We start from the raw sequence: 24,256 nt of genomic DNA on the forward strand, positions 1-24,256 counted from the left end.
ATCAGCCGCCCAGCGTTTGCAGCAACGCGCCCGAGTCGGACACCGTGCCGAACACGCCGCCCTGCATCGTGATCATGTGCAGCGCGGCGTCGTGATTGCTTCTGTCGGTCGCGCCGCAGCAGTCGGCCAGCACCGTGCATTCGAAGCCGCGGTCGTTGGCTTCGCGCATGGTCGTGTGGACGCAGACGTCGGTGGTGATGCCGGTCAGGATCAGATTGACGATGCCGCGCGTGCGCAGCACCAGTTCGAGATCGGTCGCGCAGAACGAGCCCTTGCCCGGTTTGTCGATGACGATCTCGCCGTCGAGCGGCTTGAGTTCGTCGATGATCTCCCAGCCCGGTTCGCCGCGTACGAGAATTTTTCCGCACGGGCCGTCGTCGCCGATACCCACGCCGTTGGTGCCCGCGCGGCGGCTGCGCCAGCGCTTGTTGGCAGGCAGATCCGACAGATCCGGCCGGTGTCCTTCACGCGTATGAATGATCGTGAAGCGCTGCTCGCGCATCGCCTTCAGCACGCTTCTGATCGGCTCGATTGGCGCGCGCGTCAGCGACAGGTCGTAGCCCATCTTGTCGACATAGCCGCCGTGGCCGCAGAAATCAGTCTGCATGTCGATGATCACGAGCGCGGTGTTGTCCGGGCGCAGATTGCCGTCGTACGGCCACGGGTAGGGTCTCGCTTCGATGAATCGGTTCATGGTGAGAACGTCCTGATGAGGGTTCGAAAAGATCAATAGCGTTTCGAGAGGAGCGAACATGGCGCGCGCCTGCTAACGTGGTCAGTGGATCAGCGGGTCAGGCTCAGTTCGCCCGGCGCGCCGGCCAGCGTGCGATCCGGCCGGCAGTTGACGATCATGATCAGCAGCGTCAGAACGTACGGCGCGGCGTTGTACAGGTAATAGCCGCTTGTCACGCCGATCGCCTGCAACGCGGGGCCGAGCGCGCCCGCCGCGCCGAACAGCAGCGCGGCCCACAGGCAGCGCAACGGCTGCCAGCGCGCGAAAATCACCAGCGCGACCGCCATCAGGCCCTGTCCGCTGGAGAGTCCTTCGTTCCAGCTCCCCGGATACACCAGCGACAGATACGCGCCGCCGACGCCCGCGAACACGCCACCCACCGCCGTGGCGGCAATCCGTACGCGCGTCAGCGGATAACCCATCGCGCGCGCCGTTTCCGCGTGATCGCCGACGAGCCGCAGCACCATCCCCCAGCGCGTATTGCGCAACGCCCATTGCAGAACGAAGGCCAGCACCACGCCGATCACGAACAGCAGATTCAGATGCAGCGCGTTATGCAGTTGCGGCGACGAACTCCACGCGCCGAGATCGATGAACGGCAGCATCGGCGCTTGCGGTTCGATAAACGGCTTGCCGAGATAGAACGCGAGGCCGGTGCCGAGCAGCATCAGCGCGATGCCGAACGCGATGTCCGACACGCGCGGCAACGAACATACGAGTCCGTGCAGGCAACCGAGCAGCAAGCCGACCAGACCGGCGCACAGTACGCCGATCCACGGCGAGCCGCTCAGAAACGCGCCCGCATAGCCGCTCATCGCGCCGGACACGAGAATGCCCTCAAGGCCGAGGTTCACGCGGCCACCCTTCTCGGTCAGACATTCGCCGAGACTGACGAACAGATAAGGCGTGCTGACGCGGATCGCTCCGGCGAACAGCGACAACAGCAGGATGACGATGGGCGAGTGCATATCAGGCATGGGTCTGCTCCAGTTGCACGGGAAGATCGGTTTGCGCGGCGGCCTGCAACTTCACGCGCCACGCGGCGATGCGTCCGCCGAGCGCTTCCCACGCGAGCAGGTTCGCGAACAGCAGGCCTTGCAGTACCAGGGTGGTGGCGTCGGGCAAATCGAGTCGCCGTTGCAGCAAACTGCCGCTCGCCTCGATTCCGCCGATCATCAACGCGCACGCGATGATCGCCAGCGGGTTTTGACGCGCGGCAAACGCAACGAGAATGCCCGCATAGCCATAACCCGCGAGCAGCGACGCGTTGGCGCTACCCTGCACCGCCGCGACTTCGAACATGCCGCCAAGCCCCGCCGCTGCGCCGCCGAGCACGCACGCGCCCAGCGCCAGCAGATTGACCGGCAACCCGACCAGCCGCGCCGCGCGATTGCTGCCGCCGACCACCCGCATCGCGAAGCCCTTCGTGCTGAATCTGACGAACACCCAGGCCGCGACGCATGCGACGATGCCCCAGAACAGTCCCCAATGCGTGTCGAGGCCGGGGATCGAGCCGATCATCATCGAGTCGGGAACGGGATACGTGGACGGCTTGTTCAGACTCGCCGGATCACGCAACGGCCCTTCGACCAGATGCTTGAACACGGCGATCGCGATATACGACATCAGCAGACTGCTGATCGTCTCGTTGACCCCGCGCCACTGCCGCAACGCGCCGACCGCGCCGATCCAGACGCCGCCCGCCAGCATCCCGGCCACCGCCATCAGCGGCGTCGCGACGAGCCAGGGCGTGCCATGCGGCAGCGCTTGCGGGACGATCGCCGCGCACATGCCGCCGAGTGCGAGCGCCCCCTCGCCGCCGATCACGATCAGCCCGACCTGCGCCGGTAACGCGACGCACAGCGCGGTCAGCATCAGCGGCGCGGCGCGCAGCAAGGTGCTCTGCCACGCAAACGACGAGCCGAACGCGCCCTGGAAAATCAGCGCGATGGCATCGGGCGCGGGCTGCCCCTGCACCAGCAGGAACAGCGAAAACAGCAGCAGCGTGCCGAGCACCGCCAGCACGGTCGGCAGTGCGGGCAGGAGCGACAGCATCACTCTTGCCGCAGCGGGATGGGGGGCATGGGCGCGCATCGCGGCTCCTTTCAATCGACGCAAAGAGATGGCCGGAACTCAGATCTGCCCGACGACGCCGTGCACCAGATAATTCATGCTTTCCAGCGTGTAGTCGGTCTGCGCGTGACTCGTGCCCGACGCAATCGCGACGCCGCCCTTGTTGTCCTGCATCGGGCCTTTGAAGATCACGAAGTTGCCGGCCACCATGCTGGTTTTGATCGTGTCGGCGTTTTTCTTCGCGACGTCCGTGACCTTTGCGCCGTACGGCGACATCTTCACGAAGCCTTCCTTGAGGCCGCCGCGCAGCACGTTCGGTTGCGCGCTGCCCGCTTGCGCGCCGCTCACGAGTTGCTTGTACGGGGTCGCCCAGTCCCATTCCGCGCCGGTCAGATAACCCTTCGGCGCGAGCGCGGCCTGGCTCGCGTGATAACCGCAACTCATCGCGCCGCGTTTTTCCGCTGTCTCGACCACCACCTTCGGGCCGTCCACGTGACAGGTCAGCACGTCGCAGCCCTGATCGACGAGGCTGTTGGTCGCTTCGGCTTCCTTGACCGGCATCGACCAGTCGCCGGTGAAAATCACCTGGGTGGTGATCGAGGGATCGACGGATTGCGCGCCGAGCGTGAACGAGTTGATGTTGCGCAGCACCTGCGGAATCGGTTTGGCCGCGACGAAGCCGAGCTTCTTGCTCTTCGTCATATGACCTGCGACGACGCCGTTCAGGTACTGGCATTCGTCGATATAGCCGAAGTAGCTGGTGATGTTCGGCGGGTTGCCCTGCTTCCACAAACCGCCGCAGTGAGCGAATCGCACCTTCGGATACTTCGCGGCCATTTTCAGCACGTGCGGGTCGAAGTAACCGAACGATGTCGCGAAGATCAGCGTCGCGCCGTCCTGCTCGATCATCGCTTCCATGGTCTTCTGCACGGCGATGGTTTCGGGCACGTTCTCTTCTTCGACCACCTTCACGCCCGGCATCTTCTTGATGACGGCGGCGGCCGTCGCCTGTGCCTGGTTGTAGCCGTAGTCGTTGCGCGCGCCGACGTAGATCACGCCGACCGTCGTGTTCGGTGCGGCAAACACCTTCTGGATGGGCAGAATATTGCCGAGCGTCAACAGGCTGGCGCTCTTGATGAAATTGCGGCGGCTGGTCATGGTGTCCTATTCCTAGTCGAGGTTGAGTGAGCGGGCCGGGTTGGCGTGGTCAGGGCGTGCGTTGAGCGGTAGCCCGGTGGTCAGGCTTTCAGGCTGTCGAGATAGGCGAGCCAGCCGCCGAACGACGTGATGTCGAGTGCGCCGCTGTCGTCGCCGACTGCCGACGGCTCGCAGATAAAGCCCTTCACCGTCAGCCCGTCCGCCAGTTGCAGCGTGCCGATGCCGAGCGGCGCGGGCACCTCGGCGACGAACTGGCCGAAGGTGCGCAGCGGCACGTCCCAGAGTTCGACGGCGATGGGCTGGCCGTGCGTGGTGGTGCGTACGAGGCCGGGCTTCGGCGGCTGGGTGTTCGCGAGTGCGTAGAGCCGGTAGTTATCGGCGGTGTGAGTCGCTTCGATAAAGCGCGCGCCAGCCTGCTGAAGCTGCCAGTTCAACGGCTGCCCGCGCAGATGCGCGCCGACCACCGCAAGCGTGACGCTCGGCTCCTGGAACGGCAGCGGAGCGATGGGCGTGGTGGGCCTGGCTTCCGCTGCGCCAGTGGTGCTAGTTGCATCGGTTGCGAACAGCGCCTGGATTCGTGCGCCCAGATCCGCCAGCAATCGGTCTGCCCCGCTCGGCGCGATCAGCGTGACGCCTGCGTGCAAACCGTCATGGCGACGCTGACACGGTACCGACAGCGCGCACAGATCCAGCAGATTCACGAAGTTCGTATACGTGCCCAACTGGCTGTTCAACTCGACGGGATTCGCCTGCACGTCGGCGATCAACGGATGCGTCGGCGTGGTCGGCACGATCAGCACGTCGATGTCGTCGAACAGCGACTCAGCGTGACGCTTCAGATCGGCCAGCGCGTACTGCCCGTTGAACAGATCGACGGCGCTGAATTGATTCGCCTTGCCGATCACTTTGGCGACGGTCGGATCGATTGCCTCATGATGACTGTCGAAGAAATCGCCCAGCGCGGCGCGGCGCTCGGCGACCCAGGGGCCGTCGTACAGCAATGCCGAAACGGCCTTGAGCGGCGCGAAATCGACCGGTTGCGCAGTGAGATGCAAGCGCGTGGAGAGCGTGTCGAGTGCGGCAGCGAACGCCTGGCTTGCAGCGGCGTCGCCGAAAAATTCGAGCGCATCGGGCACGCCGACGCGCGGCTCGCCACGCGGCAATCCACGCGCTGCAATCTTGCGCGAATATCCGTCGAGCGGATCGAAGCAGGCGATCTCGTTCAGTACGCGCCACGCGTCGTCGACATCGTGCGCGAATACCGAAATCGTATCGAGGGTGCGGCATGCGGGCACCACGCCGCGCTTGCTGACCAGTCCGAGCGACGGCTTCAGACCGACCAGTCCGTTGAAGCCTGCGGGCACGCGGCCCGAACCCGCCGTATCGGTGCCGAGCGAAAACGCGACGCACCCCGCCGCGACCGAAACCGCTGAACCGGAACTCGATCCGCCCGACACGCGCAGCGGAAATTCGGTGTTGCGCACCGCGCCATAAGGCGACCGGGTGCCGACGAGGCCGGTCGCGAACTGATCGAGATTGGTCTTGCCGATCAGGATCGCGCCCGCGTCGAGCAGACGCTGCACGGCGAAGGACGACGCGTCCGGCGTGTAGCTGAAAGGGTCGCAAGCGGCGGTGGTCGGCAAACCGGCCACGTCGATGTTGTCTTTCACCGCGAACGGCACGCCGAACAGCGGCATGCGTTCGAAAATCGCGCTGCCCTGCTCGTCGAATAGTGCTTCGAGCGCGCGGGCGCGTGTTTCAAGATCCGCTGGCGGCACGCGCAGAATCCACACTTCGGGGCGGTCGATTTCGTCGATGCGCGCAAGCGCCGACGCTACGGTCTGGGTGGGCGTCGAGCTGCGATCGGCATAAGCGCGGAGCAGACCTTTAACCGTCGGGGATGCAAATTTTGGCACTGGTTTTTCCTTGAGTTCAATCTTGAATACAAGTTTGAACTCAACTTAGCAGGAGGTATGCCATGTGCGTTATCGCTGGGGTCGATCCGGCTGTGTGCCTTGTTCGGCGGGCTTGTGCGGGGTGTGAGCAAGGCTGCTCGGGATGCTTTCAATTGCCTGCCGCCCACGCGCCGCTGGTGCAGCGCTCACCAACTCGGGGATTGCACGCCCCGGCTTCGCGCGTGCGGATTCAACGATGAGTTCTGCTGCGGACGCGATGGTTCAGCTAATGGAACTGGCGACTCGCAAGGTCATTCGGGATGCGGTACGTCATCCACGCGAAGCGAGGAAAATCGCGTGCGGGATGTGGCATGGCCGCGATCAGGGGGATAGGCTCGCGGGCGGCACGGCTGCGCTCGGAAAGATAAACGGCGGCAACCTGTCAACGATCCGGCAAGCCCGCATTCAGGCACTCATCGATTTGCGCTTCTCCGCTGCGCCTTTCGCACCACCTTTCGCCGCCACCGGCTCAACCCCGCCCGCCACGACGAACGCGCGCACCATTTCATGCGCCTGCACCTTGTGATCTTCCTGCCATTGCGCGGCGAGCATGTCGGTATTGAAGATCCGCGACAACGTGTACGCATTCGACTTATGAAATGAGCACAAGCTCACCAGCCCCACATACAGATGCAGCGCATCCATCCCCTTGCGCAGCGAGCCGTCGCTCTCGCCGCGCGCGATCACCGTGCCCAGCAGACTCAACACCGGCGACGACATCTCCGGGATCGCCGTCGATCGCTTCATCACGCGCGCGCGGTTCAGGTTTTCGAACGACAGCAGCTTCGACAGTTCGGGATGCGCAGCAAAGTGTCCTTCGATGAAGTCGTAAAGCTGCACGATGGCCGTGACCGGATCGATCTTGTCGACATCCAGCTTGAGCTTCAGCTCGGCTTCCCGCAGACGCGCCAGCACGAATTCGAGCACTTCCAGATAGAGCGCTTCCTTGCCGCCGAAGTAGTGGTAGATCATGCGGATGTTGACCTTCGAGCGGCTCGCGATCGTTTCCACGCGTGCGCCGCTCAGCCCTTTGTCGGAGAACTCCGCGAGCGCAATCCTGAAGATGCGCTGACGGGTAGCCGCCGCGAGTTTCTGACGCTGGGTCGCCGGAGCGGATGCGGCTGCAGATGAGGATGCGGCGGCGGTCGTTCCCGGCGCGGAAACCGATGCGGCGGAAGTCGTGCGAACTGAGGCGCGTGTCATGTGGATGGCAAGCCTGGGCGGTGGCGGGTTGCTTTTAAAAATCGGTTGGCGCTCACGCCGGCGTTGCGCGCAGCGTGACGAGCCAGCATTGTAAAGCGCGGCTTGCTGGTCGACTCATTGGTCAACGGTATGGGCAAACGCGTTGGTCAAACAGCATTGGCCAAACGCATTGGCCGGACTCGTTGACGCAACCCGGCGCAACTCACTGGCCAAACTTATCGGCACAATGCCGTGCGATACCTTACCGCCGGAACGGTTGAGTCAACGCGAGCGGCGCAGTTTGCCGTCCGATCAACCCAGCCACCGCGATCAGCGCAAGCAGATACGGCAGCATCACCAGCAGCGCGGTCGGCACATGCACGCCGATCAGCGGCAACTGGAACTGCAGCGCGCTCGCCGCGCCGAACAGCAGGCACGCGCCCACGGTGCGGCCAATCTTCCAGTTTCCGAAGATGATCGCGGCAATCGCGAGATAACCCGCGCCGCTCGTCATCCCTTCGGTGAAAGTGTGGATGTCGCCGATTGAAATGAAGCAGCCCGCCGCTCCCGACATCACTCCCGAAAACAGCACCGCGCCATAACGCAGTTTCGTGACCGAAAGCCCGGATTGATCGACCGATTTCGGTGCCGCGCCGACCGCATGCAGCGCCACGCCCAAAGCCGTGCGCCGCATCACGAGCGATGTCGCGACGAGAATCGCGAGCCCCAGATAGACCAGCCACACCTGATGAAACACCGGCTCGCCGATCACCGGAATCGCGCCGAGTCCAGGCGGCGACCAGCGCGCAAGCCCGGGAATCACCGCGCTGGAACGCTCGCCGAACAACTCGCGATAAGCCAGCGTCGTCGCGCCCAGCGCAAGAATGTTGATGCCGATGCCCGTCACGATCTGATTCGCGCGCAACGTCACGCTCAGGAACGCCTGCAACAGCGCGATCGGCAGCACGCCGAGCATGCCGATCGCCAGTCCGAGCGACGCGTTGCCGGTCGCCCATGCACCTGCCGCGCCGAGAAACGCGCCGGACAGCATCATCCCTTCGACGCTCATGTTGAGCACGCCCGCGCGCTCGCTGATCAACTCGCCGGTCGACGCCAGCATCAGCGGCGCGGCAAAGCGAATCGACGAGCCGACAAAAACCGCTACGAATTCCGCATTCATTACCGTGCTCCTTTGGGTTCGAGCCACAACGAACCGCCCGCCAGCGCGACGATCACGATGCCCTGCACGATCAGCACCAGCGCCGACGGCACCGACGCGACCATTTCCATATTGATGCCGCCCGAGCGCATGAAGCCGAACAGCAGCGCCGCCGCGCACACGCCGGTCATCGAGCCGCGCGCAAGCAATCCGACCACGAGTCCGTCGAAACCGTAGCCGGACGAAAAACCCGCTTTCAGCGAGTACTGGTCGCCTTGCAGCATCAACGCACCGGCGAGCCCGCCGAGCGCGCCCGCCAGCGCCAACGCGCCGACGATCGTCGACGTGATCGGCATGCCCGCGCGACGCGCAGCCAGCGCGTTCAGCCCGACCGCGCGCAGATGCATGCCGAAGCGGCTGTACGCGAGCACCAGCGCGACCGCGATGCACAGCACGACGGTGATCGGCAAGCCGATATGCAGGCCAGTCGAACTCGACGCCGACAGCATCGGCAATTTGGTCGCGTCGGGAATGTCGAGCGATTCGGGCAGCGTGGCGGCGTTGCTCATCGGCTGACGCAGGAGCGCCTCCGATTGCACGCACCAGTAGAGAAACCACACGGCGATGAACGTCAGCAAAAGCGTGCTGATCACTTCGTTGGTTCCGGCGCGCGCTTTCAGCCAGCCGGGAATTGCGCCCCATGCCGCGCCTGCGAATGCCGCCGCGAGCATCGGCAGAATGAACGACAGCCCGAGCGGCAGATGCGCGACGTGGCCGTACAGGCTCACGGCCGTCGCCGCGATGCCGCCCATCGCAATCTGCCCTTCTCCGCCGACGTTGGTCAGTTGCGCGCGGTTCGCCAGCACGAAGCCGCCGCCGACCAGCGCGAACACAAGGCTGCGGTTGATCGATGCACCGATGGCGTACGGCGAGCCCCACGCGCCGTCGGCGAAGGCGGCGAGCGCGTCGCCGAGCGACACGTGGACCAGCGCGATCAGCGCCAGTGCCGCGGCGACCGCGACCAGCGCCGCGCCCGCCAGCACCAGCGCGGTTCGCAAACGCCGTGAAGCGCGCCATGACGGGCGCGGAAAAGAGGCTAATGAGGTCGTGGTCGGAGTCATGCTGTCTGCCCTGCCATCCATGCGCCAATGCGCTCGCGTTGAAGAGTGAGTTGGCTCGCATCCGGCACGCAGGTGCCCATGATGCGGCCGCGATACATGACGAGGACACGGTCGGCCACCGCCATCAACTCGTCGAGTTCCGACGAGATCAGCAGAACGCCGACGCCGTCGTCACGTGCCGCGCGAATGTGGTCGTACACGGCGGCGACCGCGCCGACGTCGAGTCCACGGGTTGGTTGTGCGGCGACCAGCACGGCGAGGCCGTCGAGCGTGAGTTCGCGCGCAAGCACCGCCTTCTGCTGATTGCCGCCCGACAGGCCGCGAAACGCGACATCGGGGCTGGCCGCGCGGACGTCGAAGCGCTGCATCAGCGCGCGTGCGTCGCGCCGCATTGCGCGGCGGCGCATGAAGCCGCGTCGCGCGTAGTCGTCGAGCCGGTTCAGAAACAGGTTGTCGGTGACGCTCATATCGGGCACGCAGCCGACCGCGTGGCGATCTTCGGGCACCACGCCGACGCCCGCTCTGGTGAGCATCTGCGGAGCGGCGTGCGTGCACTCCTTGCCTTGCACGAAGAAGCGTCCTGCACTCGCCTTCTGCATGCCGGCCAGCACCGCGCCGAGTTCGCTTTGCCCGTTTCCTTCAACCCCCGCAATGCCGACGATCTCGCCACGGTTGACTACCAGCGTGCAGTCCTGCAAACGCGTCACGCCGTCGGCGTCGCGCACGGTGAGACCGTCGATCTGCAACGCTTCGTCGGCGAGCGGACGGCCGTAGGGCGACGCGCTTTGCTTTGCCGCCCGTGGCACTGCGTTGTTGGTGACGCCCGCCTCCTGCGCGTCCTGAGCGCCTGCCGGGCGCTGGATCATCGCCCGCACCAGCGCATCGACATCGGCGGAAGGCGTGCTCGAACGGGCCACCACGCGCCCGCTTTGCAACACGGTCGCGCGATTTGCGATGCGGCGGATTTCCGCGAGCTTGTGCGTGACCAGCACCACCGCGCAGCCGCGCGCGACCACCTTCGCGCAGGTGTCGAGCAATGCGTCGATCTCGACCGGCAACAGCACGGCGGTCGGCTCGTCCAGCACCAGCAGACGCGGCTCGCGAATCAGGCATTTGACGATCTCGACCCGCTGCTTCTCGCCCACCGACAGTTCCGCGACCCGCGCGTCCGGATCGAGCGCAAGGCCCAGTTCCGCGACCAGATCGCGCACGCGCTGCGCCTCGCGCTTGCGATCCAGCCAGCCGCGCGCCTGGCCCAGCAGCAGGTTGTCGAGCACGCTGACATCTTCGACGAGACTGAAGTGCTGATGGACCATCGCGATGCCGTGCGTCAGCGCATCGCGCGGGCTCTGCGGACGATATGGCGCGCCGTCGAGCCACATTGTCCCGGCGTCGGGCTGATGCACGCCGAACATCACGTTGCACAGCGTCGATTTGCCCGCGCCGTTCTCGCCGAGCAGACAGTGCACTTCACCGGCGCGCAGTTCGAGCGACACGTCGGTCAACGCATGGAACTGACCGAAGCGCTTGCCGATGCCGTCCATGCGCAGCACGCTGGCGCGGTCGGCATCATGGATCGCGGGCGCCGCAGCGGAAGCAGGAGTCGCGTTCATATCAGCCTTCGGAGACCTTGATCTTGCCGCTTTCGATGTCCTGCTCGATCTGCTTGAGCTTCGTCGTCATTTCGGGTGACGGCTTGCACACCACCATGTCCGACGCCTTCGGCCCCATCGCCAGGCCGAACGCCTTGTAGCCCGGCTGCCACGTGCCGGCCGCCATCTGATCGATCGCGTACTGCACCTGATAGCCGACGCCGGTAATCGAATACGCGATATACAGCGGGTCCGTGCCGCAACGGTCGGTGTAGCTGCCGATCACGTGCGTGTGCTTTTCGTTGGCGGCCTGCTCCATGCCGCGCAAGCCGAGATTGAGAATGTGATAGTGGACATCCGCGCCTTGCGAAATGGCCGCGAGCGTTGCTTCCTTCGCCTTCGACACGTTGTCGAAATCGCCCGTGTAGCTCTCGAAGTATTTGATCTTCGGATTGATCGAGCGCGCGCCGTTGCCGAATTCCTTGCCCGCGTTGACGATCGACGGAATCTCCATCCCGCCCACGTAGCTCACCGCGCCGTTCTTCGACAGCATCGCCGCCGCCGCGCCCGCGACATAGGCGATTTCCGCCTGCTTCACGTCATAGCCCGCGACGTTCGGCGGCATGTCCTGCCCTTTGTTGCCGCCGACAATCGCGAACTTCACATTCGGAAAGCGCTTCGCGATCTTGATCACCGACGCCTGGGTCTGTCCGCCGACACCGATCACCAACTGGTTCTTCGACGCGAGATTGGTCAGCGCCTGCTCCATGTCGGCGTAATTGATGTTCTCGATCATCTGCGTCTTGAGCTTCGGGCCGAGTTCTTTCTGTGCAGCGGTCAGGCCGTCGTAGCCGGATTCCATCCAGCCCTTGTCCGATTTCGAGCCGGGAATCAGCACGCCGACCCGCAGCGGATCGGCGGCGACCGCGTGAACCGCGACGCTCGAAGCAGCGACTGCGACAACACACGAAGCGAGAGTTTTGAGCGTGGCGATCTTCTTGAGCGACATTCTGGCATTCCTTTTGCGTTCGGTTTGGGTAAGTAGGTTATTCATGAACGAAGCAAATGCAACTTCGATGCCAACTGATGGTTTTGCCGGCCTGGAAGCTTCGTTCGAACCTGCACGAAATAGCGGATCACGCGCTGAGTTGCGGGCTCGTTTGGGCGCACCGGCGGCCTCTTTTAGATAACGATTCAAACCCGATGGAGAACTTCCGATGAAACAGCACGACGCTTACGGCACAAGCGTTTCCGGTCAACTGGGCCGCGACGGACGGCCTCGCTGGAGCGCGAGCGACACGCTCGTCGACATGTCGTTGCCCGCGCCCGCGCCGGTCGTCGCGACGCTGCCGTGCGAGCCGCAAAATGTGCGGATCGATCTGCGCAGCACCGCGATTATCGTGATCGACATGCAGAACGATTTCTGCACCAACGGAGGATGGGTTGCCCAGATTGGGGGCGATTTCAACGTCGACCGCGCGCCGATTGCACCATTGCAGCGCCTGCTGCCGGTGCTGCGCGACAACGGCGTGCCGGTCATCTGGGTGAACTGGGGCAACCGGCCCGATCTCGCGAACATGCCGCCGAACCAGTTGCATCTGTATAAGCCGAAGGGTGTGGGAACCGGCCTTGGCGAACCGCTCGCGAGCAACGGTTCGCATGTGCTTCAAAAGGATTCGTGGGCGGCTGCGGTCGTCGACGAGCTTGCGCCGTTGCCGCAGGATATCTGCGTCGACAAGTATCGGATTAGCGGCTTCTGGGACACGCCGCTCGATAGCATTCTGCGTAATCTCGGCATTCGCACCGTGATGTTCGCGGGCGTGAATACCGATCAGTGCGTGATGCATTCGCTGACCGACGCGAATTTCCTCGGCTATGGCTGCGTGCTGGTCCAGGACTGCTGCGCGACTTCGTCGCCGGACTTCTGTACCGAAGCGACGATCTGGAACGTGAAGAAGTGCTTCGGCTTCGTCACCGATTCGGTGCGGATCGTCGATGCGCTGGCTGACGTCAAATGAGCGCGTTTATTCCTGGTCCGCGTGCGCGGGTGGCGGCCACATCGGCGGGGCCGCTGGACGGGTTGCGCTTTGCGGTGAAGGATCTGATCGACGTGGCGGGGACGGTGACCGGCGGCGGCAATCCTGACTGGCTGGCGAGTCATCCCGCGGCGTCCGCCAATGCGCGCTGTGTCGATATGTTGCTGGCGGCCGGTGCGACGCTCGACGGCAAGACGATCACCGACGAACTCGCCTATAGCCTCGAAGGCGAAAACCATTACTACGGCACACCGCTCAATCCGCGCTGGCCGCATGCGTTGCCGGGCGGATCGTCGAGCGGCTCGGCGTCGGCGGTGGCGGCTGGCGATGTGGACTTCGCGCTCGGCACCGATACCGGCGGCTCGGTGCGCGTGCCCGCCGCGTTCTGCGGTTTGTGGGGAATGCGGCCCACGCACGACGCGATATCGCTCGATGGCGTGTTGCCGTTTGCGCCGTGTTTCGATACGGTCGGCTGGTTCGCGCGGTCTCTTGACGTACTTGCAGCAGTCGGCGACGTGTTGCTGCCTTCTGATTCTGTCCGCTCGCCGACTCATCCCACGCAGCTGGTGCGCGTGGGCGAAGCGTTTGCAACGCGCGAGCGCAACGAACCCGACGACGCTGCGCGGCTCGTCAAGCTCGCTGAATCGCTGGGTGCTTCAACCGGGCGAAACGTTTTTGCAGGCGACGAAGCGCGCTGGCTTGCGTGCTATCAGCATGTGCAGGACTTCGAAATCGACGCCACGCTAGGAGCCTGGATTCGATCGACGCAGCCGCTTTTTGGGCCGTCGATCGCTGAACGTTTTGCCAGGCTGAACGCGCTCGATAGAACGCAGGCGTCGCAATGGCGCGCACTTCACGACGAATTACGCGGCGTAATCGCCACGTTGTTCGAAAGCAATGTCGTGCTGATCATGCCGACCACGCCCGTCGCGCTGTTATCGAAACACGCGTCGGGCGATGCAATCGGCGTCTTCTATCAGGACGCGTTGACACTCAACTCGCTCGCCACTATCGGCGGCCTGCCGCAAATCACGCTGCCTTTCGTCGACGCAATCGATCGTCCGCTCGCGTTGTCGATCATCGGCGCACGCGGCAGCGATCGCGCGTTGCTGGCGCTCGCGCGCGATCTATACTCGCGGCACACGCACGCGAACCTTCAGTAGCGGAGCATCGATGCACAATCAGAAATCCGTCGGCACCACGGGCGGCATGGTCACCAGTCCTCATGCGCTGGCGAGCGAAGCCGGACGCGACGTGTTGCGCGCAGGCGGCAACGCAATCGAGGCCGTGATTGCGATCGGCGCGGCGCTGTGCGTCACCTACCCGCATTTCACCGGACTCGGCGGCGACGCGTTCTGGGTGATCGGCGATCGCAACGGCATGTTGCGCACGGTGTCCGGCATTGGCCAGGCCGCCACGCAATTGCCCGCGTTCGAGTCGGCGATTCCGGTGCGTGGGGCTGCGTCTGCGATCACGACCGCGGCGACTGTCGACGCCTGGCATCGCGCGTTTGAGATCAGCCGAAGCGCGTGGGGCGGCACGCAAACGTGGTCGTCGCTGTTCGACCGCGCATTCGAATATGCAAGCGATGGCTTTGCTGTCACACCGTCACAGCATTTCTGGCAAACGCTGCGCGCCGGAGAACTGAATGCACTGCCCGGCTTCGCAGCCACGTTCGCACCGAATGGGCAGATTCCCGCAGTCGACGAGCGCTTCGCGCAACCGGCATTAGCTAAAAGCATCGAGCGGATTGCACGTTTCGGAGCGCGCGAATTTTACGAAGGCGAACTGGCGGAGCGAATTGCACGCGGCCTGAAGGATGCGGGCTCGCCACTCAGCGCGAGCGACCTGACGCGAACCTATGCACGCGACGAAACCCCGTTGCGCGTCGCGTATCGCGGCGGAGAACTGGTGAGCCTGCGGCCGCCGACACAAGGCGTGACGACGCTGCAAATCATGGGGACGTTAAGCCGTTTCGATCTTCGCTCGATTCCCGAAGGCAGCGCCGACTACTATCACCTGCTGGTGGAAGCGGTGAAATGCGCGTTCGTCGATCGGGATCGCTACGTGTCCGATCCCGAGTTCAACGACGTGCCTGTCGAGCGCATGTTGTCGGCCTCGACCCTGGATGCGCACGCGCGCTCCATCGACCAGCGCGAAGCACGCGCGTGGCCGCACGTGTTCCGTCCCGGCGACACGGTGTTCATCGGTGCAACCGATAGCGAAGGCCGAAGCGTCAGCGTGCTGCAAACCGTTTATTTCGATTGGGGCAGCGGCGTGGTGGCCGGCGACACCGGCATTCTGTGGCACAACCGGGGCGCATCGTTCAGCACGAACCCCGCGCATCACAATGCGGTGCTGCCGGGCAAACGACCTTTTCATACGCTGAATCCCGGCATGTATCTGAAAGACGGCCGCCCGCATTTACTGTTCGGCACGCAAGGGGCCGACGGTCAGCCACAAACGCTCGCCGCAATTCTGACGCGTTTGATCGACTACGGAATGGACCCGCTAACCGCCCTCGCCCGCCCACGTTTTCTGCTCGGCAAGACCTTCTCCGATACGCGCGATGCGTTGAAGCTTGAAGAAGATGCGGGTGCCGATGTGTTCGCCGAGCTTGCGGCGCGACGGCATGAAGTGAGCGCGATACCGGCGCAGAGTCCGTTGGCGGGACACCCTGGTGTGATTCGAATCGACGCGGACGGTTCGGTTTCAGGCGCACATGATCCGCGTAGCGATGGGCGTGCGCTGGAGGTTTGATGATGGATCAACGCGCGTGGGCTGTTGCAAGCCCACGCGTGAAAATGAAACACCTCACTCCAGCGTAAAGCGGTCCCGTGTCGTCACATAATCGCTCGCGCCGAAGCGGCCCACCGGAAAATAGTGTTGCAAACGCACGCGCCATGTTTCCGTGTCGATCAACTCGTCACGCGCATGCAAGCGATGCACGCGGCCAATGAAAATCTGCCGGCTACTCGTTTCAAGCGTTTCCCAGATCGTGCATTCGAATGCAACCGGTGCCTCGGCAATACGTGGCGGCGCGACGTGAGAACTCGGCACTGGCGTCAGGCCGACCTCGGCAAGCTCGCTCACGTTCGGCGGCAGACGCGCGCCGCAGCGGTGCATTTTCAGTGCGATGGCCTCGTCTGCGAGATGCACGACGAACTCGCCCGTCCGCACGATATTGACGGCGGTATCTTTCAGCGTGCCGTCCGTCACACGGTTGATGCTGATCATCACGATGGGCGGCTCCTCGCCCAGCATGTTGAACATCGAGAACGGCGCGGCGTTGATCGTGCCGTCCGCGCCGAGGGTGGTGACGAGCGCGATGGGACGCGGCACGATCAGGCTCGCCATCAGCTTGTAACGCTGGTACTCGGTAATCGCTTCGAAATCGATTTCCATCGGGAGTGCCTAACTGGAAGTAGCGTGTTCGGTCAGGCCAAGCAGTTGGCCCAGGCTTTTTTCACCGCGCATCCGCGAGGTTTCAATGCGGTCCTGAAGATCGCGCAGATGCGCGTCCATGTGCGCCATTGCGCCCGCGGCGTCGCGTGCTTCGATGCAGTCGACAATCGCGGCATGTTCGGCGTGCTCACACGGCGCATGCCCCGGGGGTTCATAGACACCGACGATCAACGAACAGCGCGACACCAGTTCCTTCAGATAATTTTGCAGGATCGAATTGCCGGCCAACGCGGCGACGCGCATATGAAAACCGCTGGCGAGCGTCGCCCACGAAGGCTGATCGAAGCGATGCATGGCATCGTGCTCGCTGGCGAGTTGTTGCCGCAATGCGGCAATGTCCTGTTTGCTCGCGCGCTGAACGGCAAGCTCTACCAGCATCCGTTCGACCGAACGCCGCGCCTCGAAAATCTCGCGCGTTTCTTCCGGCGTCGGCTCGGCGATCACCGCGCCTTTGTTCGGACGCAACACGACAATGCCGTCGTACGCGAGCTTTTCGAGCACCCGGCGCACCACCGCGCGGCCCACGCCGAATAGCTGGCACAACTCGGGCTCCGGCAGTTTCGTACCCGGCGTCAACCGATGATTCAGCACGCCGTCGAAGATCGATTGATAGATCCGTGCGTCGATATCCGCTTCTTCACGCACGGTCTTTCTAGCGGTGGCCGCGCCGGCCTTCGTATTCATGCAGTAACCGGGCGCACGATACCGTCCCGCTCCAGATCGTCCATGTAACCGGCAATCGCGCCGGGCGTCGTGATCCACACGTCACCTCGTGCGCGGGCCGCAGCGATATGTTCGAGTGCGCGCCGCAGATGCCTCAACCGATACGGCTGTCCAACCAGATAAGGATGCAGTGCAATGCCCATCACCAGCGCCTGAGGTTGCGTGCCGCGATTGGCCTGTTCGAGCATCTCGTCGAACTGATCGACGATCATGTCGGCGAACGCGCGGCCGTCCATGTGGCGGCCCACCATCATCGGCAAATCGTTGAGTTCCTGCGGATACGGAATCGACCAGAGCGACTTGCCGTTGCGCGTGGCCATTCGCACCGGACGGTCGTCGTGACACCAGTTCAGCGTGTAGCCGTAGCCTGTCTCCGCGAGCAGATCGGGCGTCAGATGCGACTCCGAAATCCACGGCGACAACCAGCCCTGCGGCGGCGTTCCCGACGCTTCTGCAATCCGCTCGCGGCAATGCAGAAGCAGTTCGCGTTCACCGCTTTCGTCGAGATCGCTTTGCCGGTGCGCATTCGTATGGCCGTGCCCGATCAATTCGTCGCCACGCGCGACGCAGGCCGCGATCAATTCGGGGCAGTGATCGTAGAGCGCGGTATTGATGAGCGTGCCTGCCGGCAATTCGAGTTGATCGAATAGTTCGATGCAGCGCCATGCGCCGACGCGATTGCCGTATTCGCGCCAGCTATGGTTCAGCACATCCGGCTGCGGTGAGACCGGACCGAGCGCCGCGCCAAGGCCTTCGCCAAACGCAAAGTGTTCGATATTGAAGCCCAGATAAACCGCAAGCCCGGTGTCGCCAGGCCAGCGGAATGCATCGCTGTCGATGATCGGCCGGTAGGCAAAGCGCCCATGCGTGGCGATTGGTTCGCGCGCGCGGTTCAGTGCTGCGGACATATTCCGTGTGTCGTTCATTGATAAAGCCGTCGTTGATGAATGGCGTCGAACGGTGCAACCGGCCGCATCGTGAATGAACCGGATTGGTTGGTTCATGCCCCGACTCGGACCGAAGACGCACCGTGATTGCGCAAAACAGATCCTGCAGATCGCTAACGATCGTCGTATCGGATCGTTTGCAATATGTGAGCCAACTTGTAGACGTTAAGCACAACGGCGCGTCGGCGATCATCAAGCGACGCAATGCAGCCGATGGCACATGTCTTGCATTTGCCTGCCTCGCATTAGCGGCATGTCTGTTTCGTGCGTGCCCCACTGTTCGCCGTTCACGAGGACTCTTCGTTCATGATTCAGCCTGCTTCAACGGTGCTCGAAACCAAAGCCGCCGACATCGAACTGGTGCACGTATCGAAGCAATACGGCGATTCGCTTGCCGTCGATGCGATCGACCTGCGCATTGCCGGTGGCCAGTATTGCTGCCTGCTCGGGCCGTCGGGTTGCGGCAAGACCTCGACCTTGCGCATGATCGCGGGTCATGAATCCGTCACTGAAGGTGACGTTCTGATCGCGGGCCGCAACGTCACGCGAGCGGAACCCGCTGCACGCGGAACTGCGATGGTGTTCCAGAACTACGCGCTGTTTCCGCATCTGAGCGCACTCGACAACGTCGCCTTCAGCCTGAAAATGCGCGGCGTAGCGAAGGACGTCCGGCGTAAACGCGCGGCCGAACTGCTCGAACTGGTGGCGATGTCCGCGTATGCCGAGCGCAAACCCGCGCAGTTATCGGGCGGTCAGCAGCAACGCGTGGCGCTCGCCCGCGCGCTGCTCAACCAGCCAGGCTGCCTGCTGCTCGACGAACCGCTCTCCGCACTCGATCCGTTTCTCCGCGTACAGATGCGCGCCGAACTCAAGCGCTGGCAGAAAGAACTCGGCATCACCTTCGTCCACGTCACGCACTCGCAGGAGGAAGCGATGGCTCTGGCCGATCTGGTGGTCGTCATGAGTCATGGACGGATCGAACAGAGCGGCACGCCGTTCGAAGTATTCAATCGACCGCGCACCGAGTTCGTGGCCCGCTTTCTCGGCGGCCATAACGTTTTCAACACGAATGGCCGACTGTTCACCGTTCGCGCCGATCATCTGCGGGTGGTGCCGCACGGCGTCACGCCGGTGCAAAACGCCAGCGGAGAAAGCGGCATGACGCGGATCGGCGGCGTGCCCTGCAAAGTGCGCGAAGCCGAATATCAGGGCACGCATCTGCGGATGACGCTCGATCCGCTCGACGGTTCGCCCGAACTGGTTTCATTCGTGAGCGACGGCGATTACGACCCGGCTCGACTCGGCCCCGAGGCTCGAGTCGTGGTCTGGTGGAACGAGCAGGACGCGCATCCGCTCGCGGCCTGATGTATTTGATGCCCTGTTTTCAGGGTGTTTATGTCGGTCGGCAATAAATAGTCCATTAAACAAGCGCTAGAACGAACGTCAACTGAGGAGAAAGCAATGAGTGAAGCGAACGAGAGCCCGGCAGTGGCCGCAGCGGATGTGAAGGAAAAAGGCCTGTCGCGCCGCACGTTCATCAAGGGCGCGGTGGCGGCGGCCGGCATTGCCGGCTTTCCGTACGTGCACGCGCAGGAAAAGATCACGTTGCGCTACCTCGGCACGGCGGTCAACCAGAGCGCCGACATCGCGAAGAAGTTCAAGGAAGACACCGGCATCGAAATCCAGTACGTGCCGGTCACGACCGATGACGTCGCCAAGCGCATCATCACGCAGCCCAACTCGTTCGATATCGTCGACACCGAATACTTCGCACTCAAGAAACTGATTCCGGCCGGCACGCTCGCGGGTATGGACGCCAAGCGCATCAAACTCGCGGACAAGATCACACCGGTTCTCACACGCGGTGAAGTCAACGGCAAGAAGATCGGCGATCAAGGTACTGCGCCGAAAAAAGTGATGTTCCTGACCGGCGCACGCTCGACCGAATTCTCCGCGACGCCGACCGAATGGATGACGCTGATCCCGACCACCTATAACGCGGATACGCTCGGCATTCGTCCTGACCTCATCAAACGTCCGGTCGACAGTTGGGCCGAATTGCTGAATCCGCAATTCAAGGGCAAGGCCGCGCTGCTGAACATTCCCGCGATCGGCATCATGGATTCGGCGATGGCGATCGAGGCGATGGGTCACATGAAATACGGTGACAAGGGCAACATGACGAAGGCCGAGATCGACCAGACCATCAAAATTCTGATCGAGGCCAAACATGCGGGACAGTTCCGCGCATTCTGGAAGGACTTCAACGAAAGCGTGAATCTGATGGCCTCGGGCGAGGTGGTGATCCAGTCGATGTGGTCGCCCGCTGTCACGAAGGTTCGCACGATGGGTATTCCGTGCAAGTTTCAGCCGCTCAAGGAAGGCTACCGTTCGTGGGCGTCGGGCTTCGGTTTTCCGCGCTCGCTGCAAGGCAAGAAGCTCGATGCCGCTTATGAGTTCGTCAACTGGTTTCAGGATGGCTGGGCTGGCGCGTATCTGATGCGTCAGGGCTATTACCCGGGTGTGGTCGACACAGCCAAGACGCACATGCAGGCTTACGAATGGGACTACTGGATGGAAGGCAAAGCGGCCGCGCAGGACATCAAGGCGCCGGACGGCCAGTTGCTCGAAAAGGCCGGTGCGGTGCGTGACGGCGGTTCATACACGCAGCGTATGGGCGCGATTGCTTGCTGGAATGCGGTGATGGACGAGAACATCTATATGGTTCAGAAGTGGAACGAGTTCATCGCGGCCTGATTTGCGGTGCACGTGTGATTCGCTTCACCGTGGTAGCCGACGCATTATGCGTGGGCTACCACGACTGTTTTTAATAGCGCAGGTATTTTCTCGCGCTGTTCTTCCCGGACACCCTCGCCCATGGCAACGATCGACCTTCCCTCACACGCACAGGACGCACCCGTCAAACACCGGCGTGCCCCCGCGTGGTTGCAGGCGACTCCGCTGTCGCTGACGTTCCTGCTGTTTTTCATCGTGCCGCTGGTGATCACGCTGATCGTCAGTTTCTGGGACTTCAACGAATACCAGATCATTCCCGCCTTCACGCTAAAGAATTACGTGGCCATCTTCAACGGCTGTTCGTCGATGACCGATGTCTGCGTGACGTTCAAGACGTATTGGTCGACGCTCAAGTTCTGCGCGATCGTATGGGCCGTGACATTGCTGCTCGGCTTTTCTCTCGCGTACTTTCTCGCGTTCCACGTGCGCACGACGAGTATGCAAACGGTGCTGTTCCTGCTCTGCACGATTCCGTTCTGGACTTCCAACGTGATCCGCATGATTTCGTGGATGCCGCTGCTCGGCCGTAACGGTCTCGTCAATCAGGCTCTGCTCGGCATGCATCTGATCGATCAGCCGCTCGAATGGTTGCTGTATTCGAACTTCTCGGTCGTGCTCGCATTCGTCCACCTGTACACGTTTTTCATGATCGTGCCGATCTTCAACGCGATGATGCGGATCGACCGATCGCTGCTCGAAGCAGCGCGCGACGCCGGTGCGAGCGGCTGGCAAGTGGTGCGCGATGTCGTCTTGCCGTTGTCGAAAACCGGCATTGTGATCGGTTCGATCTTCGTCATCACGATCGTGATGGGCGACTTCCTGACAGTCGGGGTGATGGGCGGGCAACAGATAGCATCGGTTGGCAAGATCATTCAGGTCGAGACAGGCTACCTTCAATTTCCCGCTGCGGCAGCTAACGCAATCATTCTGCTGGCCGTCGTGCTGATGATCGTGTGGGGTTTGACGCGGGTCGTCGACATTCGCAAGGAGCTGTGAGATGCAGGCCATTCGCGTCAAACATCGGGAGCGCCGTCCTGCCAGTTTCTATTGGCTCGCGTTGCTGTTCGGCTTGTTCGTGCTGTTCCTGTACGGACCGGTCATCACGATTTTCATTCTGTCGTTTCAGGGGCCCGAAGGCGGTCTGACGTTCCCCATGCGCGGCGTTTCACTGCACTGGTTTGCCGTGCTGCGTGACGGTGTCGGCGATGTGGATATCTGGGGAGCGTTTGGCAGATCCGTGAAACTCGCGCTGGCGGTCACGGTGCTGACCGTGCTGTTTTCTGTCGCCGCGGGTCTCGCATTTCGCCGTAAGTTTCGTGGCGATACAGCGGTGTTTTATGTATCCGTGGCCAGCCTGATCATGCCGTCGATTATCGTTTCGCTCGGTATCGGCCTGACATTCCGTCTGCTGGATAATGGGGTGAAGTATCTCGCGGCGGCCTGGGGCTATCAGTCGTTCGCCGATACCTATACGACGTCGATGGGCCTCTTTACGTCGGCGCTCGGCGCGCATCTGACCTGGACTTTGCCGTTCGGTTTGCTGGTGATGTTCGCGGTCTTCAACCGTTTCAACCCGGCTTATGAAGAAGCCTCGCGCGACCTCGGCGCGACGCCGTGGCAAAGCTTCAGGCATGTCGTGTTGCCGATTATCGGGCCGTCGGTGGTTGGCGTTGCGATGTTCGGCTTCACGCTGTCGTGGGACGAAATCGCGCGTACGTCGCAGGCTATCGGCGATCAGAACACGCTGCCGCTCGAACTTCAGGGGCTCACCACCTCGGTGACCACGCCGGTCATTTACGCGCTCGGCACGATGACCACGCTACTGTCGTTGACGGTCATGGGCGCGTGCCTACTTGCCGTGAGACTGCTTGCGAAACGCCGCGCGGTGGCCGGTTTAAAAGCGACCTGACGGAATCGGCGGCTTGCACGGACAGCAAGCCGCCATCGCCATTGCACGCCCTCTGCTAAGAATCGGCAAAATACTTCGTTGCTAGCGGCCACCCTCGTCCCGTACCGTTCTCCGATTGCGCCGCGTGCGCGCCTCACTCCGGAGAACCCATGTCCGCAGTTCAATCGTCAGGCAACCCGGCTCATTCGATTGCCGACGCCGCACAACTTTTCGACGATACGCCCCTCACCCGCCGCTTCGCCTCCGTCTTTGCGCGCATCGCCGAAGGCGCGGTGCACCGCGAGCAACATCGCGAACTCGCTTACGATCCCGTCGAGTGGCTACGTGAAGCGGGCTATACGCGCTTGCGCGTGCCCGAACAATACGGCGGTGAAGGCATTTCGCTGACGGAATTCTTCTCGCTGGTTACGCGACTCGGCGAGGCGGATTCGAATCTGCCGCAAATCCTGCGCGTACACGGTGGCTTTATTGAATCGCTGCTGGAAAACAGCGACGAAGCATTGCGTGACCGCTGGCTCACGCGAGTCGCGCAAGGACAGATTGTCGGTGGCGCGGTTTCCGAGCGGACTGGCGTCACCAACAACAGCGTGCGTCTCACGCAACACGGTGACGTGTGGCATCTGAATGGCGAAAAGTACTACACCACCGGCACGCTTTACGCGGATTGGGTCGATGTGGTCGCACACGACGGTCAGACCGACGTGCGTGTGCTCGTCAAAACCGACACGCCGGGCGTGAGCCGTATCGACGATTGGGATGGCTTCGGGCAGCGTCTGACCGGTAGCGGTACCGCGCGTTTCGCCCAGGTGCCGGTCTCGCAGGAGAACGTCTATCGCCGCTATAGCGCGTCCGAACCTCGCCGCAATAGTTTGCTGACCGCTTACTACCAGGCGCTGCATATCGCGAATCTGGCCGGTATTAGCCGCGCGGCACTGCGCGATGCGGTCGCTTTCACGCAGACCAAAACGCGTAGCTTCGGTATTCCCGGCGAGTCGAGTCCGCGCGATAACCCGCTGGTGCATCGCGTGGTCGGACGCCTCGCCAGCCTCGCTTATTCGACGCAGAGTGTCAGCACCGCGCTCGCTCGCGCTATCGACGAGGTATCGGTCGCGCGTCGCGAAGGCCGCACCAGCGAGCAGACTTATATCAACCTCGATATCCAGACCTTCCAGGCGCAACAGATCGCAATCGAGCAGACGCTGCAGGCGACGACACTGCTATTTGAAGTGGGCGGCGCATCGGCCACCAGCGAATCGCACCGTTTCGATCGGTACTGGCGCAACGCGCGGGTGCTCGCGTCGCACAATCCGGCGATTTTTCGCGAGGCCGCGATTGGAGACTTTTATCTGAATGGCAACGCGCATGACGAGCGTTTTGGTATCGCTCGCAAGGCTACTGCTGTGTAAT

General features: G+C 62.8%; 21 protein-coding genes. 8 read left to right on the plus strand and 13 right to left on the minus strand.

What is annotated here, in order from left to right:
- Position 1: 1 nt before the first annotated feature.
- From biuH to BLS41_RS21885, 10 genes are all read right to left on the minus strand, one after another.
- Entirely contained in the window at positions 2-694 is a 693-nt protein-coding gene (biuH, locus tag BLS41_RS21840) for a biuret amidohydrolase (protein WP_074771101.1), read from the minus strand.
- An 89-nt stretch (positions 695-783) separates the two neighbouring features.
- Positions 784-1,710, minus strand: a complete 927-nt coding sequence (locus BLS41_RS21845; RefSeq protein ID WP_074768595.1) for an ABC transporter permease — start codon at positions 1,708-1,710, stop codon at positions 784-786.
- Positions 1,703-2,827 (minus strand): ABC transporter permease, encoded by a 1,125-nt coding sequence (locus BLS41_RS21850; protein ID WP_074768597.1) that lies wholly within the window; start codon positions 2,825-2,827, stop codon positions 1,703-1,705. The genes BLS41_RS21845 and BLS41_RS21850 overlap by 8 nt, the downstream gene beginning before the upstream one ends.
- A gap of 39 nt (positions 2,828-2,866) precedes the next feature.
- On the minus strand, positions 2,867-3,964 hold the full coding sequence (locus BLS41_RS21855; RefSeq protein WP_074768599.1) for a BMP family ABC transporter substrate-binding protein: 1,098 nt from the start codon (positions 3,962-3,964) through the stop codon (positions 2,867-2,869).
- An 80-nt stretch (positions 3,965-4,044) separates the two neighbouring features.
- Positions 4,045-5,880 carry an allophanate hydrolase gene (atzF, locus tag BLS41_RS21860; protein WP_074768601.1) on the minus strand — a complete coding sequence of 612 codons (1,836 nt, stop codon included), beginning with the start codon at positions 5,878-5,880 and terminating at the stop codon, positions 4,045-4,047.
- Positions 5,881-6,324: 444 nt separating this feature from the next.
- A complete protein-coding gene (locus BLS41_RS21865) occupies positions 6,325-7,122 on the minus strand; it encodes a TetR/AcrR family transcriptional regulator (RefSeq protein WP_074768603.1) in 798 nt (265 codons plus the stop codon).
- A 241-nt stretch (positions 7,123-7,363) separates the two neighbouring features.
- A complete protein-coding gene (locus BLS41_RS21870) occupies positions 7,364-8,281 on the minus strand; it encodes an ABC transporter permease (RefSeq protein ID WP_074768605.1) in 918 nt (305 codons plus the stop codon).
- A complete protein-coding gene (locus BLS41_RS21875) occupies positions 8,281-9,381 on the minus strand; it encodes an ABC transporter permease (protein ID WP_074768607.1) in 1,101 nt (366 codons plus the stop codon). Before BLS41_RS21875 ends, BLS41_RS21870 begins: the two co-directional genes overlap by 1 nt.
- A complete protein-coding gene (locus BLS41_RS21880; RefSeq protein WP_074768609.1) occupies positions 9,378-10,994 on the minus strand; it encodes an ABC transporter ATP-binding protein in 1,617 nt (538 codons plus the stop codon). Before BLS41_RS21880 ends, BLS41_RS21875 begins: the two co-directional genes overlap by 4 nt.
- A 1-nt stretch (position 10,995) precedes the next feature.
- On the minus strand, positions 10,996-11,982 hold the full coding sequence (locus tag BLS41_RS21885; protein ID WP_143026339.1) for a BMP family protein: 987 nt from the start codon (positions 11,980-11,982) through the stop codon (positions 10,996-10,998).
- Between the two features lie 208 nt (positions 11,983-12,190).
- Here BLS41_RS21885 and BLS41_RS21890 point away from each other — a divergent pair, with 208 nt between their 5' ends.
- From BLS41_RS21890 to BLS41_RS21900, 3 genes are read left to right on the plus strand one after another with little or no spacing between them, the layout of a single operon-like run.
- Positions 12,191-12,991: a cysteine hydrolase family protein gene (locus BLS41_RS21890; protein ID WP_074768613.1), complete on the plus strand. Its 801-nt coding sequence runs from the start codon at positions 12,191-12,193 to the stop codon at positions 12,989-12,991.
- Positions 12,988-14,172 carry an amidase gene (locus tag BLS41_RS21895; RefSeq protein ID WP_074768615.1) on the plus strand — a complete coding sequence of 395 codons (1,185 nt, stop codon included), beginning with the start codon at positions 12,988-12,990 and terminating at the stop codon, positions 14,170-14,172. The genes BLS41_RS21890 and BLS41_RS21895 overlap by 4 nt, the downstream gene beginning before the upstream one ends.
- Positions 14,173-14,182: 10 nt before the next feature.
- Entirely contained in the window at positions 14,183-15,769 is a 1,587-nt protein-coding gene (locus BLS41_RS21900) for a gamma-glutamyltransferase family protein (protein WP_074768617.1), read from the plus strand.
- Between the two features lie 54 nt (positions 15,770-15,823).
- On the opposite strand, the gene BLS41_RS21905 is transcribed toward BLS41_RS21900, so the two are convergent.
- From BLS41_RS21905 to BLS41_RS21915, 3 genes are read right to left on the minus strand one after another with little or no spacing between them, the layout of a single operon-like run.
- Positions 15,824-16,414: a flavin reductase family protein gene (locus BLS41_RS21905; RefSeq protein ID WP_074768619.1), complete on the minus strand. Its 591-nt coding sequence runs from the start codon at positions 16,412-16,414 to the stop codon at positions 15,824-15,826.
- 9 nt (positions 16,415-16,423) lie between these two features.
- Positions 16,424-17,158, minus strand: coding sequence for a GntR family transcriptional regulator (locus tag BLS41_RS21910; RefSeq protein ID WP_074768621.1), 735 nt, complete (start codon positions 17,156-17,158; stop codon positions 16,424-16,426).
- Complete coding sequence (locus BLS41_RS21915) at positions 17,155-18,123, minus strand: polysaccharide deacetylase family protein (RefSeq protein ID WP_074768623.1); 969 nt, start codon at positions 18,121-18,123, stop codon at positions 17,155-17,157. Before BLS41_RS21915 ends, BLS41_RS21910 begins: the two co-directional genes overlap by 4 nt.
- Positions 18,124-18,450: 327 nt before the next feature.
- Between BLS41_RS21915 and BLS41_RS21920 the strand changes: the two genes are divergently transcribed.
- The 5 genes from BLS41_RS21920 to BLS41_RS21940 all read left to right on the plus strand — a co-directional run bounded on the left by BLS41_RS21920 (position 18,451) and on the right by BLS41_RS21940 (position 24,255).
- Positions 18,451-19,509 carry an ABC transporter ATP-binding protein gene (locus BLS41_RS21920; RefSeq protein ID WP_074768625.1) on the plus strand — a complete coding sequence of 353 codons (1,059 nt, stop codon included), beginning with the start codon at positions 18,451-18,453 and terminating at the stop codon, positions 19,507-19,509.
- 96 nt (positions 19,510-19,605) lie between these two features.
- Entirely contained in the window at positions 19,606-20,901 is a 1,296-nt protein-coding gene (locus BLS41_RS21925) for an ABC transporter substrate-binding protein (protein WP_074768627.1), read from the plus strand.
- Positions 20,902-21,021: 120 nt separating this feature from the next.
- On the plus strand, positions 21,022-21,936 hold the full coding sequence (locus BLS41_RS21930) for an ABC transporter permease (protein WP_074768629.1): 915 nt from the start codon (positions 21,022-21,024) through the stop codon (positions 21,934-21,936).
- A 1-nt stretch (position 21,937) separates the two neighbouring features.
- Complete coding sequence (locus BLS41_RS21935) at positions 21,938-22,849, plus strand: ABC transporter permease (RefSeq protein ID WP_074768631.1); 912 nt, start codon at positions 21,938-21,940, stop codon at positions 22,847-22,849.
- A gap of 149 nt (positions 22,850-22,998) precedes the next feature.
- Positions 22,999-24,255: an acyl-CoA dehydrogenase family protein gene (locus tag BLS41_RS21940; protein WP_074768633.1), complete on the plus strand. Its 1,257-nt coding sequence runs from the start codon at positions 22,999-23,001 to the stop codon at positions 24,253-24,255.
- The last annotated feature ends 1 nt before the right edge of the window (position 24,256 follow it).

This window comes from Paraburkholderia fungorum, from assembly GCF_900099835.1.
Classification (GTDB): Bacteria; Pseudomonadota; Gammaproteobacteria; order Burkholderiales; family Burkholderiaceae; genus Paraburkholderia; species Paraburkholderia fungorum_A.